The sequence below is a fragment of the Candidatus Methylomirabilota bacterium genome, from assembly GCA_036005065.1.
In the GTDB taxonomy this organism is placed as follows: domain Bacteria; phylum Methylomirabilota; class Methylomirabilia; order Rokubacteriales; family DASRDR01; genus DASYQW01.
Genome location: DASYQW010000002.1, coordinates 1 through 18,023, shown reverse-complemented (window position 1 = coordinate 18,023; position 18,023 = coordinate 1). Strand labels below are relative to the sequence as shown.

General features: G+C 71.6%; 17 protein-coding genes and 1 pseudogene. 8 read left to right on the top strand and 10 right to left on the bottom strand.

From position 1 onward, the window contains the following. From VGW35_00095 to VGW35_00080, 4 genes are all read right to left on the bottom strand, one after another. A partial coding sequence (locus tag VGW35_00095; protein HEV8306037.1) for a carbohydrate ABC transporter permease occupies positions 1–725 on the bottom strand: 725 nt, incomplete at its 3' end. Continuing rightward, the gene (locus VGW35_00090) at positions 725–1,630 is read right to left on the bottom strand and encodes a sugar ABC transporter permease (protein ID HEV8306036.1); all 906 of its coding nucleotides are present in this window, start codon (positions 1,628–1,630) and stop codon (positions 725–727) included. The genes VGW35_00090 and VGW35_00095, both read right to left, overlap by 1 nt. Before the next feature lie 104 nt (positions 1,631–1,734). After that, on the bottom strand, positions 1,735–3,027 hold the full coding sequence (locus VGW35_00085; GenBank protein HEV8306035.1) for an extracellular solute-binding protein: 1,293 nt from the start codon (positions 3,025–3,027) through the stop codon (positions 1,735–1,737). A 174-nt stretch (positions 3,028–3,201) separates the two neighbouring features. Next, positions 3,202–4,788 (bottom strand): D-aminoacylase, encoded by a 1,587-nt coding sequence (locus VGW35_00080; protein ID HEV8306034.1) that lies wholly within the window; start codon positions 4,786–4,788, stop codon positions 3,202–3,204. 196 nt (positions 4,789–4,984) lie between these two features. On the opposite strand from VGW35_00080, the gene VGW35_00075 reads away from it, so the two are divergent. The 3 genes from VGW35_00075 to VGW35_00065 all read left to right on the top strand — a co-directional run bounded on the left by VGW35_00075 (position 4,985) and on the right by VGW35_00065 (position 6,950). Then, on the top strand, positions 4,985–5,395 hold the full coding sequence (locus VGW35_00075) for an alcohol dehydrogenase catalytic domain-containing protein (protein ID HEV8306033.1): 411 nt from the start codon (positions 4,985–4,987) through the stop codon (positions 5,393–5,395). Then, positions 5,374–5,865: a sugar ABC transporter permease gene (locus VGW35_00070; protein ID HEV8306032.1), complete on the top strand. Its 492-nt coding sequence runs from the start codon at positions 5,374–5,376 to the stop codon at positions 5,863–5,865. Before VGW35_00075 ends, VGW35_00070 begins: the two co-directional genes overlap by 22 nt. Positions 5,866–6,065: 200 nt before the next feature. Then, on the top strand, positions 6,066–6,950 hold the full coding sequence (locus VGW35_00065) for an NAD(P)-dependent oxidoreductase (GenBank protein HEV8306031.1): 885 nt from the start codon (positions 6,066–6,068) through the stop codon (positions 6,948–6,950). A gap of 54 nt (positions 6,951–7,004) precedes the next feature. On the opposite strand, the pseudogene VGW35_00060 reads toward VGW35_00065, so the two are convergent. The 6 genes and pseudogenes from VGW35_00060 to VGW35_00035 form a co-directional block, all read right to left on the bottom strand. Further along, positions 7,005–7,394 (bottom strand): annotated as a pseudogene (locus tag VGW35_00060) (ATP-binding cassette domain-containing protein). Then, on the bottom strand, positions 7,283–7,609 hold the full coding sequence (locus tag VGW35_00055; GenBank protein HEV8306030.1) for a hypothetical protein: 327 nt from the start codon (positions 7,607–7,609) through the stop codon (positions 7,283–7,285). Before VGW35_00055 ends, VGW35_00060 begins: the two are co-directional and overlap by 112 nt. A 256-nt stretch (positions 7,610–7,865) precedes the next feature. Further along, positions 7,866–8,210, bottom strand: coding sequence for a type II toxin-antitoxin system PemK/MazF family toxin (locus tag VGW35_00050; GenBank protein HEV8306029.1), 345 nt, complete (start codon positions 8,208–8,210; stop codon positions 7,866–7,868). Continuing rightward, the gene (locus VGW35_00045) at positions 8,198–8,452 is read right to left on the bottom strand and encodes an AbrB/MazE/SpoVT family DNA-binding domain-containing protein (protein HEV8306028.1); all 255 of its coding nucleotides are present in this window, start codon (positions 8,450–8,452) and stop codon (positions 8,198–8,200) included. Before VGW35_00045 ends, VGW35_00050 begins: the two co-directional genes overlap by 13 nt. Positions 8,453–8,830: 378 nt before the next feature. After that, positions 8,831–9,538, bottom strand: coding sequence for an SUMF1/EgtB/PvdO family nonheme iron enzyme (locus tag VGW35_00040; GenBank protein ID HEV8306027.1), 708 nt, complete (start codon positions 9,536–9,538; stop codon positions 8,831–8,833). Positions 9,539–9,551: 13 nt separating this feature from the next. Further along, positions 9,552–9,983 carry a PAS domain S-box protein gene (locus VGW35_00035; GenBank protein HEV8306026.1) on the bottom strand — a complete coding sequence of 144 codons (432 nt, stop codon included), beginning with the start codon at positions 9,981–9,983 and terminating at the stop codon, positions 9,552–9,554. A gap of 211 nt (positions 9,984–10,194) precedes the next feature. Here VGW35_00035 and VGW35_00030 point away from each other — a divergent pair, with 211 nt between their 5' ends. From VGW35_00030 to VGW35_00010, 5 genes are all read left to right on the top strand, one after another. Beyond that, positions 10,195–11,703, top strand: a complete 1,509-nt coding sequence (locus VGW35_00030) for a gluconokinase (GenBank protein ID HEV8306025.1) — start codon at positions 10,195–10,197, stop codon at positions 11,701–11,703. Continuing rightward, entirely contained in the window at positions 11,700–13,706 is a 2,007-nt protein-coding gene (gene tkt, locus VGW35_00025) for a transketolase (protein ID HEV8306024.1), read from the top strand. The genes VGW35_00030 and tkt overlap by 4 nt, the downstream gene beginning before the upstream one ends. A gap of 4 nt (positions 13,707–13,710) precedes the next feature. Next, complete coding sequence (locus VGW35_00020) at positions 13,711–15,459, top strand: transaldolase (GenBank protein ID HEV8306023.1); 1,749 nt, start codon at positions 13,711–13,713, stop codon at positions 15,457–15,459. Then, positions 15,456–16,994 (top strand): glucose-6-phosphate dehydrogenase, encoded by a 1,539-nt coding sequence (gene zwf, locus VGW35_00015; GenBank protein HEV8306022.1) that lies wholly within the window; start codon positions 15,456–15,458, stop codon positions 16,992–16,994. The genes VGW35_00020 and zwf overlap by 4 nt, the downstream gene beginning before the upstream one ends. Then, positions 16,979–18,023: glucose-6-phosphate dehydrogenase assembly protein OpcA (locus VGW35_00010; GenBank protein HEV8306021.1), on the top strand; the 1,045-nt coding region annotated here is incomplete at its 3' end. The genes zwf and VGW35_00010, both read left to right, overlap by 16 nt.

The window sequence follows — 18,023 nt, the reverse complement described above, 5'->3', positions numbered from 1 at the left end:
CCGTAGGGGTCCTTGAAGAGCGCGATCCCCACCGGGAGGGTCCGGAGATCCTGGGAGTTGATGATGATGACCGGCCACAGGAAGTCGTTCCACGACCCGAGGAAGAGGATCATGGCCACGGTGGCGAGGGTCGTCTTGAGGAGCGGGGCGACGATGGTGACGACGATCCGGATCTCCCCCGCGCCGTCCATCCGTGCCGCCTCGATCAGATCGTGGGGGATGGCCTTGATCCCCTGGCGGATCATGAAGACGCCGAAGGCGCTGGCGAAGTTGGGCGCCAGGATGCCGAGGTAGCTGTCCACCCACTCGATCCGCGCCAGCAGGACGTAGAGGGCGACCGAGGTGACCTGGACCGGGACCATCAAGGTACTCAGGATCAGGAAGAAGAAGAGGTGCTGGAGCGGGAAGCGGTAGACGGCGAAGGCGTAGCCGGCGAAGAGGCCGAAGGTGAGCGAGCAGCCGACCGAGACGACGGCGACGACCACGCTGTTCTGGTAGTAGCTGAGCCAGGGCGCCTTCGCGAAGGCCGCGGCGAAGTGCTCCGCCGTAAGCCGGGTGGGGACCCAGCGGGGCGGGAAGGCGAGGATGTCGGGGGCCGGGCTGACCGCGGTGATGACCATCCAGTAGAAGGGCAGGATCATCAGGACGGCCACCCCCGTCACCGTGAGGTAGAGCAGGAGCCGCCCCGCCAGCCGGAGCCCCGGCCGCGCCGGCGCCGGCTTCATCAATAGGTCACCTCGAACCGCCGGCTGTAGACGTACTGGAGCACGGTGACCCCCAGGATCAGGACGAAGAGCACCGTCGCCTCGGCCGCCGCGTAGCCGAAGTTGTAGCGCTCGAAGGCCTGCCGGTAGACCTCGAGGACGACGACGTTGGTGGCGCCGGCCGGCCCGCCGCCGGTGAGGACGAAGACCTGGTCGAAGACCTGAAACGCCAGGATGCTGTTGTAGATGAGGAGAAACGTCGTCGTCGGCGCCAGGAGCGGCACCGAGATCCGCCAGAAGCGCGCCGGCGCGCCGGCCCCGTCGATGGTGGCGGCCTCGTAGAACTGGGCCGGGATCGCCTGCAGGCCGGCCAGGTAGATAATCATGTTGTAGCCGAGGGACTTCCAGATGCTGAAGATGATGATAGAGACGAGCGCCGTGCGGCTCGACATGAGCCAGGGCTGGTCGGGGATCCCGACCAGGCGCAGCAGGACGTTGAAGAGCCCGAACTGCGGGTTGTAGAGCCACCACCAGACCATGGCGGCGGCCGCGGTGCTGGTGACCATCGGGGCGAAGTAGATCGCCTTGAAGAGCTCGCGCAGCCGGAAGCGGGTGTTGAACAGGACCGCCAGGCCGAGGCCCAGCGCCGCCGAGATCGGCACGATGGCGGCGACATAGACCAGCGTGTTGACGGCCGCCTTCCGGAAGCCGGGGTCGGCCAGGAGCGCCTGGAAGTTCTCGAGCCCGAGGAAGGTGAAGCGGCCCCGCACGAGTTCCACCTTGTAGACGCTGTAGAGCAGGGTCTGGACGGCCGGGACGACGCGGAAGACGCCGAAGAGCAGGAGGACCGGGGCGACGAACAGGTAGGCATGGAAGAGATGACGGGCTCGCAGCCGCGCCACGATGGGTCGGCGTGACCGTCGCATCACTGCCTCAGGGGGGAGGCAGGCCCGATCCGCTCGCTGAACAGCGACCGGCCCGGCTTTGCCGGGAGGGCCGTTGGAGGGGGGCGCTAGCCCCCCTCCGAAGATTACTTCGCGGCGTCGGCGATGGCCTTGTTGGCGAGCTGCTCGGCCTCGGCCAGGGCGGCGTCGACCGAGGCCTCGTGGTGCCAGACCTTCTGGATCGCGGCCCCCATGGCGTCCATCACGCCGTTGAGCCCGAGGTTGATCGGCAGCTTCTTCCCGGCCGGGTAGAGCTGCTTGAGCCCCTGGTCGTAGGGATCGGACTTGAACGGCTCCTTGTCCCAGTTGACTTTGTAGCGCGGGGAGGCGTCGTACTTCTTGCAGAGCTCGTAATCCTTATTGGCGCTGTTGATCCACTCGATCGCCTGCCAGGCGAGCGCCTTGTTCTTCGCCTGCTTCGGCACCGAGTAGAGCCAGGCGCCCAGCAGGCTCACGGGCTTGTCGCCGGCCTTCGGCACGGGCGGCAGAGCCATGCCCCACTTGAGCTCGGGCGCCTCCTTCGGCTGCCGCGCCTTGATGCTCACGGTCTCGCTGATCTGCATCGAAGCGATCCCCTTGAGGAAGGCCGCCCGGGGGTCGGGGAAGTTCAGGCTGGTGGACTTGTCGACGTCCAGCATGTCGAGGACGAGCTTGAGCGCGGCCTTGCCGCCCTCGTTGTTCAGGAGCGCCTTGCTCCCGCGCAGGGCGTTGGGATCCTCCACCAGCCGCGCCCCGGCCCCGTAGAGGGCCCAGAAGTGCTTGTGGACCACCCCGTGGGGGTGTCCGACGTGGCGGATGGCGTAGCCGACCCGCGTGATGTTGCCCTGGGCGTCGCGCTTGGTGAGCTTCTTGGCGTACTCCCGGAACTCCGCCCAGGTCTTCGGCGGCTTCTCCGGATCGAGCCCGGCCTCCTTGAAGTGCTCCTTGTTCCAGGTGAGGCCGTAGACGTCGATCCCGTATTGCGGGTAGCCCCACATCCGCCCGTTGCCGTAGTCGCTGAGCTCCTTGATCTCCGGGGACACGGCGTTGAGCCAGGCCTTGGCATTGGCGTCGGCCACCGGCTCCAGCATCTCCTCCTTCAGGAAGCCGGGGAGCCAGGAGGTGTCGATGAAGAGGATGTCGGCGATGTTGCGCCCGGCGGCGGCCGCGAAGATCTTCTGCTGCATGGTGTCGTAGTCGAGGGCCACCGCCTCGACCTTCACGTTGGCCTTCTTCTCGAACTCGGCCCACAGGTCCTTGTCGCCGAAGTGGGCGGCCCCGGCCGTGATGTCGCCGGCCGGGTACCACAGGGTGACGGTGGTCTTGGCCTGGGCCAGGACGACGGCCGGGGCCAGCCCGACGACGGCCAGGATAGCCAGGAGCGGGGTGATGCGTCGCATGCGAGGAGTCCTCCCCTTTGACGCGAATGGGGTGGCTTGAACCGCACAGTTGCGCGCGCAGGACGGACTCTATGCTCCGGTCCGAGCGCTGTCAAGGCCCGAAGGGCGGCTTCGCGTCCCGTCAGCCAGCGGCCCCGGTGTACGGCGATCGTGAGCTGGCCGGTGGCATGCCGGTCAGGCGCGGCCCACCACTCGGCCGGGGCGGGCACCGGTGTGCTGGCCGGCGGCGATGACCGGCTGCCCGTTGACCAGCACCCAGCGAATGCCGTCCGGATATCGGTGGGGATCGGCGAAGGTGGCGGTGTCCGCGATCGTGGCCGGGTCGAACACGACGACATCGGCGAGGTGACCCGGCTGGAGGAGGCCGCGGTCCCGCAGGCCGAGCTTCCGCGCGGGCAGACTCGTCATCCGGCGGATCGCCTCTTCCAGCGAGACGATCCGCTCCTCCCTCACATAGCGGCCGAGGAAGCGCGGGCAGGTGCCGTAGTTCCGAGGATGGGGCTTGCCGGTGGCGTAGGGTCCGGTGGCCGCACGCCCCTCGCCGTCGGACCCGATCATGACCCACGGACACCGCAGGCCGAGTGCGACGTTCTCTTCGCTCATCATGAACAAGATCATGTCGGCTTCGCCCTGGGCCTCGCGGAGGATCTCGACGACCGCCTGGCTGGGAGTCACCCCTCGATCGGCCGCGATCGCCGCCACGGTTCGGCCCTCGTGCTCGGGTGTCGCCGGGCACCCCGAGATCACGATCCCGTCCCATTCCGCGTCGCGGGCCAGGCCCCGGCCCTCGAGGGCTTCCCGGATGCGCGCGCGCTCGGTGGGGTCGGCCAGCCGGGCGAGGAGCGCATCCCGGCTGCCCACGCGGGCCCAGGCCGGCAGCAGGGTGGCGAGGCTGGTGCTCCCGGCGGGGTAAGGGTACATGTCGGCCGTGACGTCGAGGCCCTCCGCCCGGGCGGTCTCGATCAAGTCGATCGCCCGGGCCATCTTGGGCCAATTCGCCCGGCCCGCGGCCTTGAGATGGCTGATCTGTACCGCGACCTGCGCCCGGCGGCCGATCTCGATCGCCTCCGCGATGGCCTCGAGCAGCGTGTCGCCTTCCCCTCGAATGTGGCTCGCGTAAAACCCGCCGGCCTCGCCCGCCACCCGGGCGAGCCTCACGACCTCATCGGTGTCGGCGAACATTCCCGGCGCATAGATGAGGCCCGTCGAGAGACCGACCGCCCCCTCGTCCATCGCCTTCCGCACCTCGGCTTGCATCGCCTCGAGTTGGCCGGCAGTGGCGCGGGCGTCGCCCGTGCCCATGCCGAGAATGCGGATCGTCCCGTGTCCGACCAGTGGCGCGACATTGACCGAGACACCTTCGCCGGTCAGCCGCTCGAGGTAACTGCGAAACGTCGTCCACTCCCACTCGAGGGCGGGGACGGTGAGGGCGGCCGTGTCGATCACGTCCTGGCGTCGGGCCGGCGTGAGGGGCGCGGGGCTGGCGCCGCAGTTCCCGACCACCTCGAGCGTGAAGCCCTGGTGCACCTTGCTGTCTGCGGTCGGCAATCCGGGCAGCACGAAGTCGCCATGAGAGTGCATGTCGATGAACCCGGGCGCGACCACCGCCCCCGCGACGTCGATGACCCGGGCCGCCTCGGCGTGGCCGAGCGCTCCTACCGCCTGAATCCGGTCACCGATGATCGCCACATCAGTGACCTTCGCCGGGGCACCCGTGCCATCGACCACGGTGCCGCCCTTGATCAGGATGTCGAATGCCATGAGCGCGCCCAGCCTAGCCCGCGTGGCGGAAGGGGTCAAGGCTGCCAGTCGGACAATGCCGTTGGTCGGGAGACCGGCCCCGGGAGAACCCCTTGACTCCGATGCCGCGCCCGCGTTATAGCGCGAGGCGTCGGGGGACCCTGGGGCTCGCGCCCCAGGCTGAGCGGTCGTCGCCGAGCGGGGAGGGATCCGAGCGATGCGATTCCGGGCCGCGGTGCTGCACGAGGTGGGGGGACCGGTGGTCGTCCAGGCCGTGGACGCGGGGCCGCTCGGCCCCACCGACGTGCTCGTCCGGAACGCGGCGAGCGGACTCTGCCACACCGATCTGGAGGTGATCCAGGGCGCCCAGCGCTATCCCCTGCCGATCGTGCTGGGCCACGAAGGGGCGGGGGTGGTGGAGGCCGTCGGACCCGCGGTCACCCAGGTCCGACCCGGTGACCACGTGATCTGCGCGCACAACGCGAGCTGCGGCCGCTGCTTCTACTGCGACACCTCTTCAACTGGTACATCGCGAGGCCTCGCGAATACGTCGGGCTGGGCAACTACGGCGAGATGTTTCTCCGGGACGATCGGTTCTGGGGCGCGATGGCCCGAACCGCCTACCTGACCGGCATCACGATCCCACCCGAGCTGGCCCTGGGCACGGCCCTCGCCGTCCTCTTCCGCCAGCGCATCCCCGGGAGCGCGGCGCTGCGTGTCCTGTTCATGCTCCCGATGGTGGCGACGCCGGTGGCCATGGCCCTGGTCTGGAGCATGCTCCTCACGCCGACCGGCGGACTGTTCAACCATCTCCTCGAGCAGGTGGGGCTGCCCCCCTCCCTGTGGGCGACCCACCCGGATACGGTGATCCCGTCCCTGGCGATGGTCGACGTCTGGCAGTGGACCCCCATGGTCACCCTCATCGTCCTGGCCGGCCTGGACTCACTGCCCCGGGAGCCCTTCGAAGCGGCGGTGATCGACGGCGCCTCGGCCTGGCAGGCGTTCCGGAGGATCACGCTGCCCCTCCTCAAGCCGACGCTGGCGGTGGCGGCCATGTTCCGGACCATCGACTCCCTCAAGGCCTTCGACGTGATCTAACAAGCAGATCGTCCGGGGCCTGACCTTCGGGGCCGTCAAGGGCTAGATCATGGGAGGGGGCCTCGACGGCCCCCTCCCAGACCCTCCCCCGGGAGGGTTGCGCGGGCAAGCCCGCGCTCGGAGTGGAACACCGACCCGCGGCGGCTGGGGGAGGCGGTGGCGCGCGAGTACTCCGCCAGCCTCCTAGAGGAGGAGGGATCATGAGTGACGACCGGCCCGCAATCGGCTACATCGGGCTCGGCCTGATGGGGGCCCACATGCCGCCGCGCCTCCTGGACGCGGGATACCCGGTGACGGTGTGGAACCGCACGCGGGCCAAGATGGAGCATGCTCTGGCCCGGGGCGCCCGGCCGGGCCGGTCACCGGCCGACGTCGCGCGGCAGAGCGAGGTGATCCACCTGTGCCTGCTCGACACGGCGGCGGTGGAGGCCGTCGTGTTCGGCGCCGACGGGGTCGCGGGAGCGGCCGGCCCGACGAAGCTCCTGGTCGATCATTCGACGATCAGCGCGGAGGCGACCCGGCGGATGGCCGCCCGGCTCCGGGCCGAGACCGGGATGGGGTGGGTGGATGCCCCGGTCTCCGGTGGCACCATGGGCGCCGCCGCCGGCACCCTCGTCATGATGGTGGGCGGGGAGGCGGCCGACGTCGAGCGCGTCCGGCCGGTGGCCCAGCACCTGTCGCGCCGCTTCGCGCACCTGGGGCCGGTGGGCGCCGGGCAGACCACCAAGATGATCAACCAGATCGGCGTCGCCTGCCTCTACGTCGTGCTGGCCGAGATGGTCACCCTGGCCCGCCACGGGGGCGTCACGGCCGAGCTCTTGCCCGAGGTGCTGGAGGGCGGCTTCGCCGACTCGCGCCTCCTCCAGGTCATGGGGCCCCGGATGATCGCCGGGGACTTCCGGCCGGTCGGTCAGGTGCGGACGATGCTCAAGGACCTCGAGCTCCTCCAGCAGCTGGCGACGGCGACCCGCACGGCGCTCCCGATGACCGCCCTGGCGACCCAGCTCTTCCGCCTGCACGACAATCGCGGGCACGGCGAGCTCGACATTACGTCGATCATCAAGCTCTTCGAGCCGCACTCGTAGCCCGAACGCGGCGGCGGGTCGGCCTCGGGGCTGACGTCAGCCTGCCGCGGATCGTCAGTCGCCGGCTCCCGGTCCCCCGTGACCGAGATAAGCCCGCTGGATCTCGGGGTTGCGGAGCAGGTTCTCCCCGGTGTCGTGCAGGACGATCCGCCCCGTCTGCAGCACGTACCCCCGATGCGCGATCGAGAGCGCCATGTTGGCGTTCTGCTCGACCACGAAGATCGTCGTGCCCTGGCCGTTGACCTGGGCGATCGTGTCGAAGACCTGCTCGACCAGGCGCGGCCCCAGGCCCATGGACGGCTCGTCCATGAGGAGCAGTCGGGGCCGCCCCATCAACGCGCGCGCCATCGCCAGCATCTGCTGCTCGCCGCCCGACAGGGTCCCGGCGAGCTGGCGCCGCCGCTCCCGGAGCCGCGGGAAGAGCGCGTACACGCGATCGAGGTCCTCGTCGAGGTGGGGAAGTTCGGCTCCCGGCGGAGCGCCGCGACGTCGGGCCGCCAGGCATCGACCTCCCCGCCCAGCTCGCGGAGGAACCGGGCCATCTGCTCCTGGGCGGCGTCCTCCGTCCCGGTGACGCTGGGGATGCGGACCAGGGTCTGGAGCATCTGGACGAGGATGCCGCGCTCCACGTGCTTGGCGAGGGAATCCGGCGTGTCCACCAGGCGGAGGCCTCCTTGCGGCGGCGGTGACCCACCCTAATGCCCGCGCGCTTTCTCTGTCAAGCGGCCGGGCGCGCCGGAGGTCCAAAGGATTCGTCCTCGACGAACGCGGTCCTGGATGAATCCGACCGGATCGGCAGGAGGGCCGGCACTCAGGGGCCAGTCCAGCGCCTCCGTCAGACCTCAGCTCAGATTCGCCGAACGGGGCACGCTCAGCCGCCGGCGCAGCCGGTCCGCCGAAGCGGTTTGTTGCCCATCACCCCGCGAACATCTCTTGGAGGCGCTGAAGGACTGCCGCAACCGTCTGCGGTCTGAGCCGACCTAGCCGGCGGAGCAGCCGTTCGGCATCGACCGTGCGGATCTGGTCCAAGGCGACGAAGCCGGATCGGCGCCGAAAGCGACACGGCACCCGCCATGGGTACTGCGCGCCGCCCGTGGTCATCGGCGCGATGATCACGGTGCGAAGGTATTGGTTGAGCTCATCAGGTGACACGACGAGGCAGGGACGAGTCTTCTGAATCTCGCTGCCAAGGGTCGGGTCCAACCGAACCAGATGGACTTCGCCGCGGGCCCGTCCGGCCCGCGTCACTACCACTCCCATTCCTCCCGATCGAAACGGGTGGCGGTCGGCTCATCGAGCAGGTCATCATGCCCATGCTTGGACATGGCCCGCGCCGCCTCCGCCCAGCCCGTCCGGGGTCGGCGCGCCCCTTGGACGACGAGGCGGCCAGGCTCGGCATGCAACTCCACCTCGTCGGGCAACTGCGCCTGCTCCAGGAGAATCTTGGGAACCCGGATGCCCCGCGAGTTGCCGATCCGGACGATGCGCGTCTTGGTCGTCATGTGCCTACATTGTAGCTACGGCCCGCTTCGATGCGCAAGCCCGTAACTCAGCAAGCGAACGCTCCGGATAACCCGCGGGCGTCACGCCCGGCGGGTTCATCCGGAAGTTAGCCGCGCGTACTGAGATCATCACGGAGGCGTGCTCGGAGCGCCGCCGATTCTACGCCGAATCGGTCTGATCCGCCGAATTGCATCCGGGATGTGAAATAGCCGCAGTTTTTGGCTGGAGTTGGAGACTGCCATTCCAACCAAGCCGGAACGGATCGTGACAAGAGCGGCTGCAGCAAAGGCGTCGCCGTCTGGAGTTTGAAGGTAGCATGCGTCAGCAACACCATCTATGGCGGCCGGCAGCATCGAGGCCAGCGAGCGCCCCGGGATTCAGCTTCCGGCCGTTCCGTCGAGGCCGGCCGCGACGCGGAAGCCGTAATCGGAGTAGCGGAGGTGCGGGGGCAGGCTCGAGCGGTGGGCGACCGGGCTCCAGGGGATCTGGTGACGCCAGGCGCCGCCGCGCGAGGCGCGGCGGATCCCCTGGGCCGGGCCCGGCGGGTTCCGCTCGGGGGAGGCGGCGTAGTAGCCCTCGTCGTGCCAGTCGAGGCACCACTCGTGCACACAGCCGCTCAGGTCGGTGAGGCCGAAGCCGTTGGATGGACCCGAGCCGACCGGCGGCGGACCGGCCAGGGGTAGCCGCACGCCGGGAAAGACGGCCTCGGGGGACGCGTCACCCCACGGGTAGCGAGCCCCGTCGAGCCCGCCCCGCGCCGCGTGCTCCCACTCGGCCTCGGTCGGCAGGCGGTGAGGGCGCCCCGTCACCCGGCCGAGCCAGGCGCAGTAGGCGACCGCCTCGCCCCAGGTGACGCCGACCACCGGCTGCGCTGCATCGCTGAAGCGAGGGTCTGTGCGGAACGGCGGAGGCGGCGCGCCGGTGGCGGCCAGGAACTCGCCGTACTCGGCGTTGGTGACCGGGTGGGTGGCGATGGCGAACCGGTCGAGCCAGACCCGGTGGCGCGGCTGCTCGCCCCGTCCGCCGCGCTCGCCGTCCGGCCAGCCCATCCAGAACGCGCCCTCGGGAATCTCGACGAACCCCATCCCGGGCGCGGGGTCAGGCCGGCCGGCGGCCTTCCAGCTCGGCGATCCGGCGGCGGAGCCCTTGCTCTTCCTCCCAGCGCGCCGTCTCGTCGCGGACGAAGGCGGCGATGCCGGTCACGCGCCCTTCCGCATCGGCCAGGAGCGCGACCGTGAAGGCGATGGACACCCGCCGGCCGTCCTTCCGCAGCGCGGGGACTCGAAGGACGTCGGCGCCGTAGCGGGTCTGGCCCGTGCGCATGACCTCCCGGTAACCGGCCCAGTGCCGCTCGCGGAAGCGCTCGGGGATGATCAGGTCGAGCGATTGACCCACGGCCTCCGCCGCCGTGTGCCCGAACACGCGCTCGGCCGCCGGGTTCCAGAGGCGGATCCGCCCCTCGGGATCGGCCACGACGATGGCATCCCCGGCCACCCGAACCAGGACCTCCAGGTCGATCGGCGTCGCCATGTGCGCCTCTCGTCCATTCTACACAGCGGCCGGCTGGTCAGCGACAGCTTCGCCTGCTAGGAGTTTGTCGGCATAACCTGGCGCTGACACCGAGCGCGTGGTGCATCCACGAGTACTCCGAGCGGCGGCTTCGCCGCCGCCACGACGGGGGGGCATCGGGGGGTCTTCCGAGACCCCCCCGAAATGATCTAGGATGAGCGGGAGTGCCGGCATGGGAGCCCCGCGCGCCGTCGAGCCTCCGTTCATCGTAACGGTCGATGTCGGCTCCTCGTCGGTCCGGGCGCTCTGCTTCGACGCGCGTGGCCGCGCGTTGCCGGTGGAGCACCAGCAGGATTACGAGCCCGAGACGACCCCGGACGGCGGCGTCGAGTTCGACCCCGAGCGTCTCGTTCGCCTGACGGGCGAGACCCTCGACGGCGTCGTGGCCGACCTGGGACCACGGGCCGACGGCGTGGCGGCCGTCGCGATCAGCACCTTCTGGCACACCGTCCTGGGAGTCGGGGCCGACGGCCGGGCTCGGACGGCGCTCTACTCCTGGGCCGACACGCGGAGCGCCGAGTCGGTCGGCGTCCTGCGGGCGCGGCTCGACGAGAAGACCTACCACGCCCGCACGGGCTGCGTGTTCCACACCTCGTACCTGCCGGCCCGGATCCTCTGGCGCGCCACCGTGGATCCGGCCGGCTTCGCCGCGGTGCGGCGCTGGATGTCATTCGGCGAGTACCTCCAGCTCCGGCTCTTCGGCGAGACCCGCTGCAGCATCTCGATGGCGTCGGGGAGCGGCCTCTTCGACCAGCACGCCCTGAGGTGGGACGGTCCGGTGCTGGAGGCCATCGGTCTCACGCCGGACCACCTGGCGCCGCTGACCGATCTCGACGCGCCCCTGTCCGGTCTCCGGCCGCCCTTCGCCGGGCGGTGGCCGGCGCTCGCCCGGCGGCCCTGGCTCCCGGCGCTCGGCGACGGCGCGTGCTCGAACATCGGGGCCGGCTGCCACGGGCCCGACCGCGTCGCGCTCATGGTCGGCACGTCGGGGGCGATGCGGGTCTGCTGGGAGACGGGCGCCGTGACGCCGCCGGCCGGTCTCTGGTGCTATCGGGTCGATCGGCGCCGCATCCTGCTCGGCGGTGCGCTGTCGAACGGCGGCAGCGTCTATCACTGGTTGCGGGAGACGCTGCAGCTCGGCTCGCCCGACGCGATCGAGCGCGAGATCGCGGCCATGCCGCCCGACGGCCACGGCCTCACCGTGCTCCCGTTCCTCGCCGGTGAGCGGAGCACGGGCTGGGTCGCCACGGCGCGAGCGGCCGTCGTCGGACTCTCGCTCGCCACCCAGCCGATCGAGATCCTGCGGGCCGGGCTGGAGACGGTGGCGTACCGCTTTGCCCTCATCCACGCACGCCTCGCCGAGGCGTGCCCCCGCGGGGCCGAGATCGTGGCCACCGGCGGGGCGCTCCTCGCCTCTCCCGCCTGGACCCAGATCATGGCCGACGTCCTCGGGGTCCCGCTGCGGTCCTCGACGGAGGCGGAGGCCTCGAGCCGAGGCGCCGCCCTGCTCGCGCTCGAGGCGCTCGGGGCCCTGCCCTCGCTCGAGGCGGCGCCGGCCGGCTTCGGTCCCACCGTTCGACCCGACCCCGCGCGCCACGCGCACTATCGCCAGGGCCTCGCCCGGCACCGCCGGCTCTATGACCTTCTGATCCCGTTCTACGAAGAGAGGAGCAGCGGATGAGCGGTTCCGACCTGGATACCCTCTGCGTCAACACGATTCGCTTCCTGGCGGCCGACGCCGTCCAGAAGGCGAAGTCGGGGCATCCCGGGATGCCGATGGGCGCGGCGGCGATGGCCTACGTCCTGTGGACCCGCTTCCTCCGGCACAACCCGGCGGACCCCACCTGGCCGGACCGGGACCGGTTCGTCCTCTCGGCGGGACACGGCTCGATGCTCCTCTACGCCCTCCTCCACCTGACGGGCTACGACCTCTCGCTAGACGAGCTCAAGCGCTTCCGCCAGTGGGGGTCGAAGACGCCGGGCCACCCGGAGTACGGGCTGACCCCGGGCGTCGACGCCACCACCGGCCCTCTCGGTCAGGGGCTGGGCAACGCGGTGGGCATGGCCATCGCCGAGCGGCACCTCGCGGCCCGGTTCAACCGGCCGGAGCACACCATCGTCGACCACCACACCTACGCGATCTGCTCCGACGGCGACCTGATGGAAGGCGTGGCGGCCGAGGCCGTGTCGCTGGCCGGGCATCTCGGGCTCGGACGCCTCATCGTCCTCTACGATGACAACCTGGTCTCGCTGGCCGGCAAGGCCGCCCTGTCCTTTTCCGAAGACGTCCCGCGGCGGTTCGAGGGTTACGGCTGGCACACGCAGGTCGTCCCCGACGGGAACGACCTCGAGGCGGTCGACAAAGCCCTCCGCGGTGCGCAGGCCGAGGCGGAGCGGCCCTCGCTCATCGCCGTGCGCACCGTGATCGGCTACGGCGCGCCGAAGAAGCAGGGAACCCATGAGGCCCACGGGGAGCCGCTCGGGGAAGAGGAGCTCCGCGCCGCCAAGCAGGCGCTCGGCTGGCCGCTCGAGCCGAGCTTTCTCATCCCGGACGCGGCGCTGGCGCGCTTCCGCGAGGCGCGGGCGCGCGGGGCTCAGTGGCAGTCCGAGTGGCACGCGGGCTTCGAGGCCTACGCTCAGGCCCATTCCGAGCCGGCGGCGGCGTGGCGCGACGGACAGGCCGGCACCCTCACCGCCGGCTGGGACGCCACGCTGCCGGCGTTCGGACCCGAGACGCCGACCGCGACCCGCGACGCGAGCGGCGCCACGCTGGCCGCGGTCTCGCCGCGGCTGCCCGCGCTCATCGGCGGGGATGCCGACCTGGCCCCCTCGACCAAGACGCTCGTCAAGACCGCGGGCTCCTTCCTGCGCGGCAGCTACGACGGACGCCACATCCACTACGGCGTCCGCGAGCATGCGATGGGCGCGATCAGTAACGGTCTTGCCTATCACGGCGGCCTCATCGTCTTCTGCGGGACGTTCTTCAACTTCTCGGACTACATGCGCCCCGCCGTCCGCCTGGCCGCGCTGTCGGAGCTTCCCGTCATCTACGTCTGGACCCACGACTCGATCGGGCTCGGCGAGGACGGCCCCACCCACCAGCCGATCGAGCAGCTGGCCGCGCTCCGGGCGATGCCGCACCTCGTGGTCATCCGGCCGGCCGACGCCAACGAGACGGTCGTCGCCTGGAAGGTGGCCCTGGCGCGGCGCCAGGGGCCGACGGCGCTCGTCCTGACCCGGCAGAAAGTTCCGGTGCTCGACCGCACCGTCCTGGCGCCGGCCGCGGGCCTGGCGCGAGGCGCCTACGTCCTGGCCGACGATGGTCCGGGCCCGCCCGACATCATCCTGATCGGGACCGGCTCGGAGGTCCAGCTCGTGGTGGCCGCCCAGGCGGCCCTCGCCAAGGACGGCGTGCGGGCCCGCGCGGTCAGCATGCCGTCCTGGGAGCTGTTCGCGGCCGAGCCGGCCGATTACCGCGAGGCGGTCCTCCCGCGGGACGTCGGGCGGCGGCTGGCCGTGGAGGCGGCCTCGCCCTTCGGCTGGGAGCGCTGGGTCGGCCCCGAGGGCGTCATCGTCGGGCTGAATCGCTACGGCGCGTCGGCCCCGGGCGAGGTCAACATGCGTGAGCTCGGCTTCACGACGGAGAACGTGGTGGCCCGGGCCCGCGCGCTGCTCGGACGCTGAGCCGATGAGCGCGGGGCTCGACGGCTTCCTCGCCACGCTCGGCCCGGCCGCCGAAGCGGCCCGGGCCACACTGGCCCGGCTCGATCGGGAGGGCTTCGTCAAACGCCTGTGGGCGCGCGATCCCGCCCTGTGGAAGGCGGAGGCCGAGCACCAGCGGGTCATCCGGAACCGCCTCGGCTGGCTCGACATCATCGAGCCGATGCGCCGCGAGGTCGGCGCCCTTCGCGCCTTCGCCGACGACGTGCGGGAGGCCGGTCTCACCCACGCCCTTCTCCTCGGGATGGGCGGCTCGAGCCTGGCGCCGGACGTGCTGCGGCTCGTCTTCGGCGGCCGGGGCCTCCCCGACCGCGCGCTCGACCTTCGCGTGCTCGACTCGACCGACCCCGCGGCCGTGGAGGCGACCGCGCGGGCGCTGCCTCTCGACCGGACGCTGCTCCTCGTCTCGACCAAGTCGGGAACGACGACGGAGACGCTGGCCTTCTACGCCGCCTTCCGCCAGCGCCTCGAGACGGTGCTCGGCGACCGGGCGGGCCGGCACTGCGTGGCCATCACGGATCCCGGCACGCCGCTCGAGCGCCTCGCGCGCGAGCAGGGTTTCCGGCATACCTTCCTCAACGCCGCGGACATCGGCGGCCGGTACTCGGCGCTCACCTACGTCGGTCTGGTGCCGGCCGCCCTCCTGGGCCTCGACCTGAGCGCCCTCCTGGCGCGGGCCGAGGCGATGGCCTCCCGCTGCGGGGCGGATGTCCCGCCGGACGAGAACGAGGGCCTGCGTCTCGGCGTCGCGCTGGCCGAGCTCGCGCGCGCCGGGCGGGACAAGGTGACGTTCCTCCTCTCCCCGGGCGTCGCCCCGTTCGCGGCCTGGGTCGAGCAGCTTCTCGCCGAGTCGACGGGCAAGGAGGGGCGGGGGCTGATCCCCGTCGCCGACGAGACGCCCGGCCCGCCGGCCGTCTATGGCGGCGATCGTGTCTTCGTGGTCATGGGTCTCGCCCATGAGGCTGGACCGGTGGAGTACGCGGCGGGGCCGCTGGCCGCCGCGGGCCATCCGGTGCTGCGGCTGACGCTCGCCGACCGCGCGGACCTGGCCGGCGAGTTCTTCCGGTGTGAGTTCGCGACGGCGGTGGCCGGCGCGCTCCTCGGGATCGATCCCTTCGACGAGCCGAACGTCCAGGAGTCCAAGGACAACACGAGCCGTCTCCTCGACGAGTACGTGGCGCGGGGCCGCCTGCCGACCGAGGCGCCGACCTGGCAGGGCGACGGCCTCGCCGCCTATGTCGCCGCCGGGAGCCCCGCCGCGGTGCCGCGCGACCTTCCGGGTCTTCTGGCGGCGCACCTCCGCCAGCTCCGGCGCGGGCACTACCTCGCGCTCATGGCCTATGTGGCGCCCACCGAGGCGCACAGCCGGGCGCTCCAGGCCTTCCGCCACCGGCTGCGCGACCAGCTCCACGTGGCCACGACGCTCGGGTACGGCCCGCGCTTCCTCCACTCGACGGGGCAGCTCCACAAGGGCGGCCCCCGCACGGGCTGCTTCCTCCAGATCACCGCCGACGATGCCGCCGATCACGCGATCCCGGGCCGACCCTACAGCTTCGGGATCCTCAAGCAGGCGCAGGCCCTGGGCGACCTCGGGGCCCTCCGGGCCAAGGGGCTTCCCGTGCTTCGCCTTCACCTCTCGGGGGACGTCGGCGCCGGTTTCCAGCGCCTCATCGCGGCGGCCGAGGCGGCGGCGCTCGCGCCCATCCGCGAGCCATGAGGGAGGCCGGGCTCGAGCCGAACCCGCTCCGCGCCGGTCTCGACAGCGAGCGCGTTCCCGATCCCTGCATCATGGTCATCTTCGGGGCGTCGGGGGACCTGACGCGCCGGAAGCTCCTCCCGGCCCTCCATGCCCTGGCCCTCGAGCACCGGCTGCCGGGCGGCTTCACGGTCGTCGGCGTGGCCCGCCGGCCCCTCAGCGACGACGACTTCCGGCGCCAGATGCGGGAAGCGGTCGTGGCCCACGGCCGGACGGGCGCGCCCGAGGCCGGGGAGTGGGAGGCGTTCGCCGAGAACGTCTTCTACGTCCCGCTGGAGTTCCAGGACACGGCCGGCTACGGTCGGCTGGCGGCGCGGCTCAGCGCGCTCGACGAGGAGCGAGGGACCCGCGGGAACTATCTCTTCTACCTGGCGACACCGCCCTCGGCGTACCCGGTGATCGTCCCCGCCCTCGGGCAGGCCGGTCTCGCCCGCAGTGATCACGCCTGGCGGCGCATCGTCATCGAGAAGCCGGTCGGCCACGACGCGGCGTCGGCCCGGGCGCTGAATCGCATGGTGGCCGAGTCCTTCGCGGAGTCCCAGGTCTACCGGATCGACCATTACCTCGGCAAGGAGACGGTCCAGAACATCCTGGTCTTCCGCTTCGCCAACGAGATCTTCGAGCCCTTGTGGAATCGCTCACACGTGGACCACGTCCAGATCACGGTGGCGGAGACGCTCGGCGTCGAGGGACGCGGCGGCTACTACGAGGAGGCGGGGGCGCTGCGCGACATGGTGCAGAACCACCTGCTTCAGCTCCTCTGCCTGGTCGCCATGGAGCCTCCGGTGACGTTCGCGGCGGACCACGTGCGCGACGAGAAGACGAAGGCGCTTCGCGCGGTGCAGCCGATCCGGCCGGAGGAGGTGGACCGGCGCGCCGTGCGCGGGCAGTACGAGCGGGGCGCCATTCTCGGGAAGCCGGTGCCGGGCTACCGGGAAGAGCCTGACGTGGCGCCCGATTCGGTGACGGAGACCTACGCCGCGGTCCGGCTCGAGCTGGGCAACTGGCGCTGGGCGGGCGTGCCGTTCTATCTTCGGTCCGGGAAGCGGCTCAGCAAGCGCGCCTCCGAGATCGCGATCCAGTTCCGACAGCCTCCCCAGCTCCTCTACGGGGCCCGGGGGGGCGGCCTCCTCCCGAACGCGCTGGTCCTGCGCATCCAGCCCGACGAGGGCATCGCCCTTCGATTCGGCGCGAAGCTGCCGGTCCAGGATTTTCGCATCCGCCCGGTCACGATGGACTTCCGCTACGGCCGCTCCTTCGGCGTGGCGACGCCCGAGGCCTACGAGCGCCTCCTCCTCGACGCGATGCGGGGCGACGCCACTCTCTTCGCGCGACAGGACTGGGTCGAGGCGGCCTGGGATCTGCTGGCCCCGATTCAGGCGGCCTGGGCCCAGGGGCCCCGGCCCAAGTTCCCGAACTATGCGGCCGGCAGCTGGGGGCCCCGCGAGGCCGACGAGCTCCTGGAGCGCGAGGGGCGGCGATGGCGGCGACTGTGAGCCCGGCCGGCGGCGCGCCGGTGCTCGTCCAGGACCTCGCCGCCATCGAGACGGCGCTCGCCGAGCTCTGGCGCACGACGTCCGACCCGGCCGCGGTCGGTACGGCCTCGGCGGTCCTGCGGGCCGCGACTTTCAACCTCGTTGCCCTCGTGGCGAGCGAGCGCGAGGGTCAGGCGGCGGCCTCCATCCTCGCCGACCTCACGGCGCACCACCCGGGACGCGTCCTGATCCTCTGCCTCGATCCCGACGCGGCGGCCGACGAGCTGACGGCGTGGGTCGCCACCCACTGCCGCCCGATCGGCGACGGCCTCCAGGTCTGCGGGGAGCAGGTGATGATCGTAGCCGGCGGTCGCGCGGTCGAACGGGTCGGAAGCGCCGTGCCGGCGCTCTTACTCCCCGACTGCCCCGCCATCGCCTGGTGGCGCACCGGCCCCGAGTCGCCGGCGCTGATCCTCGACCGCCTCGCGCCGAGCCTCGACGCCCTCCTGCTCGACGGGACGCGCATCGGCCCCGCCGCGCTGGCGCCGTGGGTGGCCGGGGTGCGGGATGTCCGGGCGTCGCTTGCCGTCGGCGACCTGGCCTGGGAGCGCGCCGAGCCGTGGCGCGAGTGGACCGCCGACTGCTTCGAGCCCCACGACGTGCGGCCGGACCTTCGCGCCCTCGGCAGCGTGGACGTCGAATACGGCTCGAGCGGCGAGACGGTGGCCTGCCTCTACCTCGCCTGGCTGGCGGCCCGCCTCGGCTGGCGTCCGGGGCAGCGGCTGACCCGCGGGCCCGGAGGCGGCGTCACGGGGCGGCTGGCCGCTCCCGCCGGCGACGTCGCCGTCACGCTGCGGCCCGGCGCCGCAGCGGCGGGGATCGCCGGGCTTCGTCTCGAGACCCCGGGCGGGCTCCGCTGCGTGCTCGCGCGGCAGGGTCCGGAGACGGTGGCGCTCCGGGTCACGCGCGGGGACGAGGTGGTCCTGCGACGCGTGATCCGCTGGCCCGAGCCGGACGAAATCGCGCTGGTCGGCCGGTGGCTCGAGCGCG

What these genes read in the sequence shown, in the direction of transcription:
- VGW35_00045 (HEV8306028.1), bottom strand. Translation starts at nt 8,452, where the DNA reads ATGACGACCAAGACGCGCATCGTCCGGATCGGCAACTCGCGGGGCATC.
- VGW35_00070 (HEV8306032.1), top strand. Translation starts at nt 5,374, where the DNA reads ATGGCCCGAACCGCCTACCTGACCGGCATCACGATCCCACCCGAGCTG.
- VGW35_00090 (HEV8306036.1), bottom strand. Translation starts at nt 1,630, where the DNA reads ATGCGACGGTCACGCCGACCCATCGTGGCGCGGCTGCGAGCCCGTCAT.
- tkt (HEV8306024.1), top strand. Translation starts at nt 11,700, where the DNA reads ATGAGCGGTTCCGACCTGGATACCCTCTGCGTCAACACGATTCGCTTC.
- VGW35_00030 (HEV8306025.1), top strand. Translation starts at nt 10,195, where the DNA reads ATGGGAGCCCCGCGCGCCGTCGAGCCTCCGTTCATCGTAACGGTCGAT.
- zwf (HEV8306022.1), top strand. Translation starts at nt 15,456, where the DNA reads ATGAGGGAGGCCGGGCTCGAGCCGAACCCGCTCCGCGCCGGTCTCGAC.
- VGW35_00065 (HEV8306031.1), top strand. Translation starts at nt 6,066, where the DNA reads ATGAGTGACGACCGGCCCGCAATCGGCTACATCGGGCTCGGCCTGATG.
- VGW35_00075 (HEV8306033.1), top strand. Translation starts at nt 4,985, where the DNA reads ATGCGATTCCGGGCCGCGGTGCTGCACGAGGTGGGGGGACCGGTGGTC.
- VGW35_00085 (HEV8306035.1), bottom strand. Translation starts at nt 3,027, where the DNA reads ATGCGACGCATCACCCCGCTCCTGGCTATCCTGGCCGTCGTCGGGCTG.
- VGW35_00040 (HEV8306027.1), bottom strand. Translation starts at nt 9,538, where the DNA reads ATGGGGTTCGTCGAGATTCCCGAGGGCGCGTTCTGGATGGGCTGGCCG.
- VGW35_00050 (HEV8306029.1), bottom strand. Translation starts at nt 8,210, where the DNA reads ATGGGAGTGGTAGTGACGCGGGCCGGACGGGCCCGCGGCGAAGTCCAT.
- VGW35_00020 (HEV8306023.1), top strand. Translation starts at nt 13,711, where the DNA reads ATGAGCGCGGGGCTCGACGGCTTCCTCGCCACGCTCGGCCCGGCCGCC.
- VGW35_00080 (HEV8306034.1), bottom strand. Translation starts at nt 4,788, where the DNA reads ATGGCATTCGACATCCTGATCAAGGGCGGCACCGTGGTCGATGGCACG.
- VGW35_00035 (HEV8306026.1), bottom strand. Translation starts at nt 9,983, where the DNA reads ATGGCGACGCCGATCGACCTGGAGGTCCTGGTTCGGGTGGCCGGGGAT.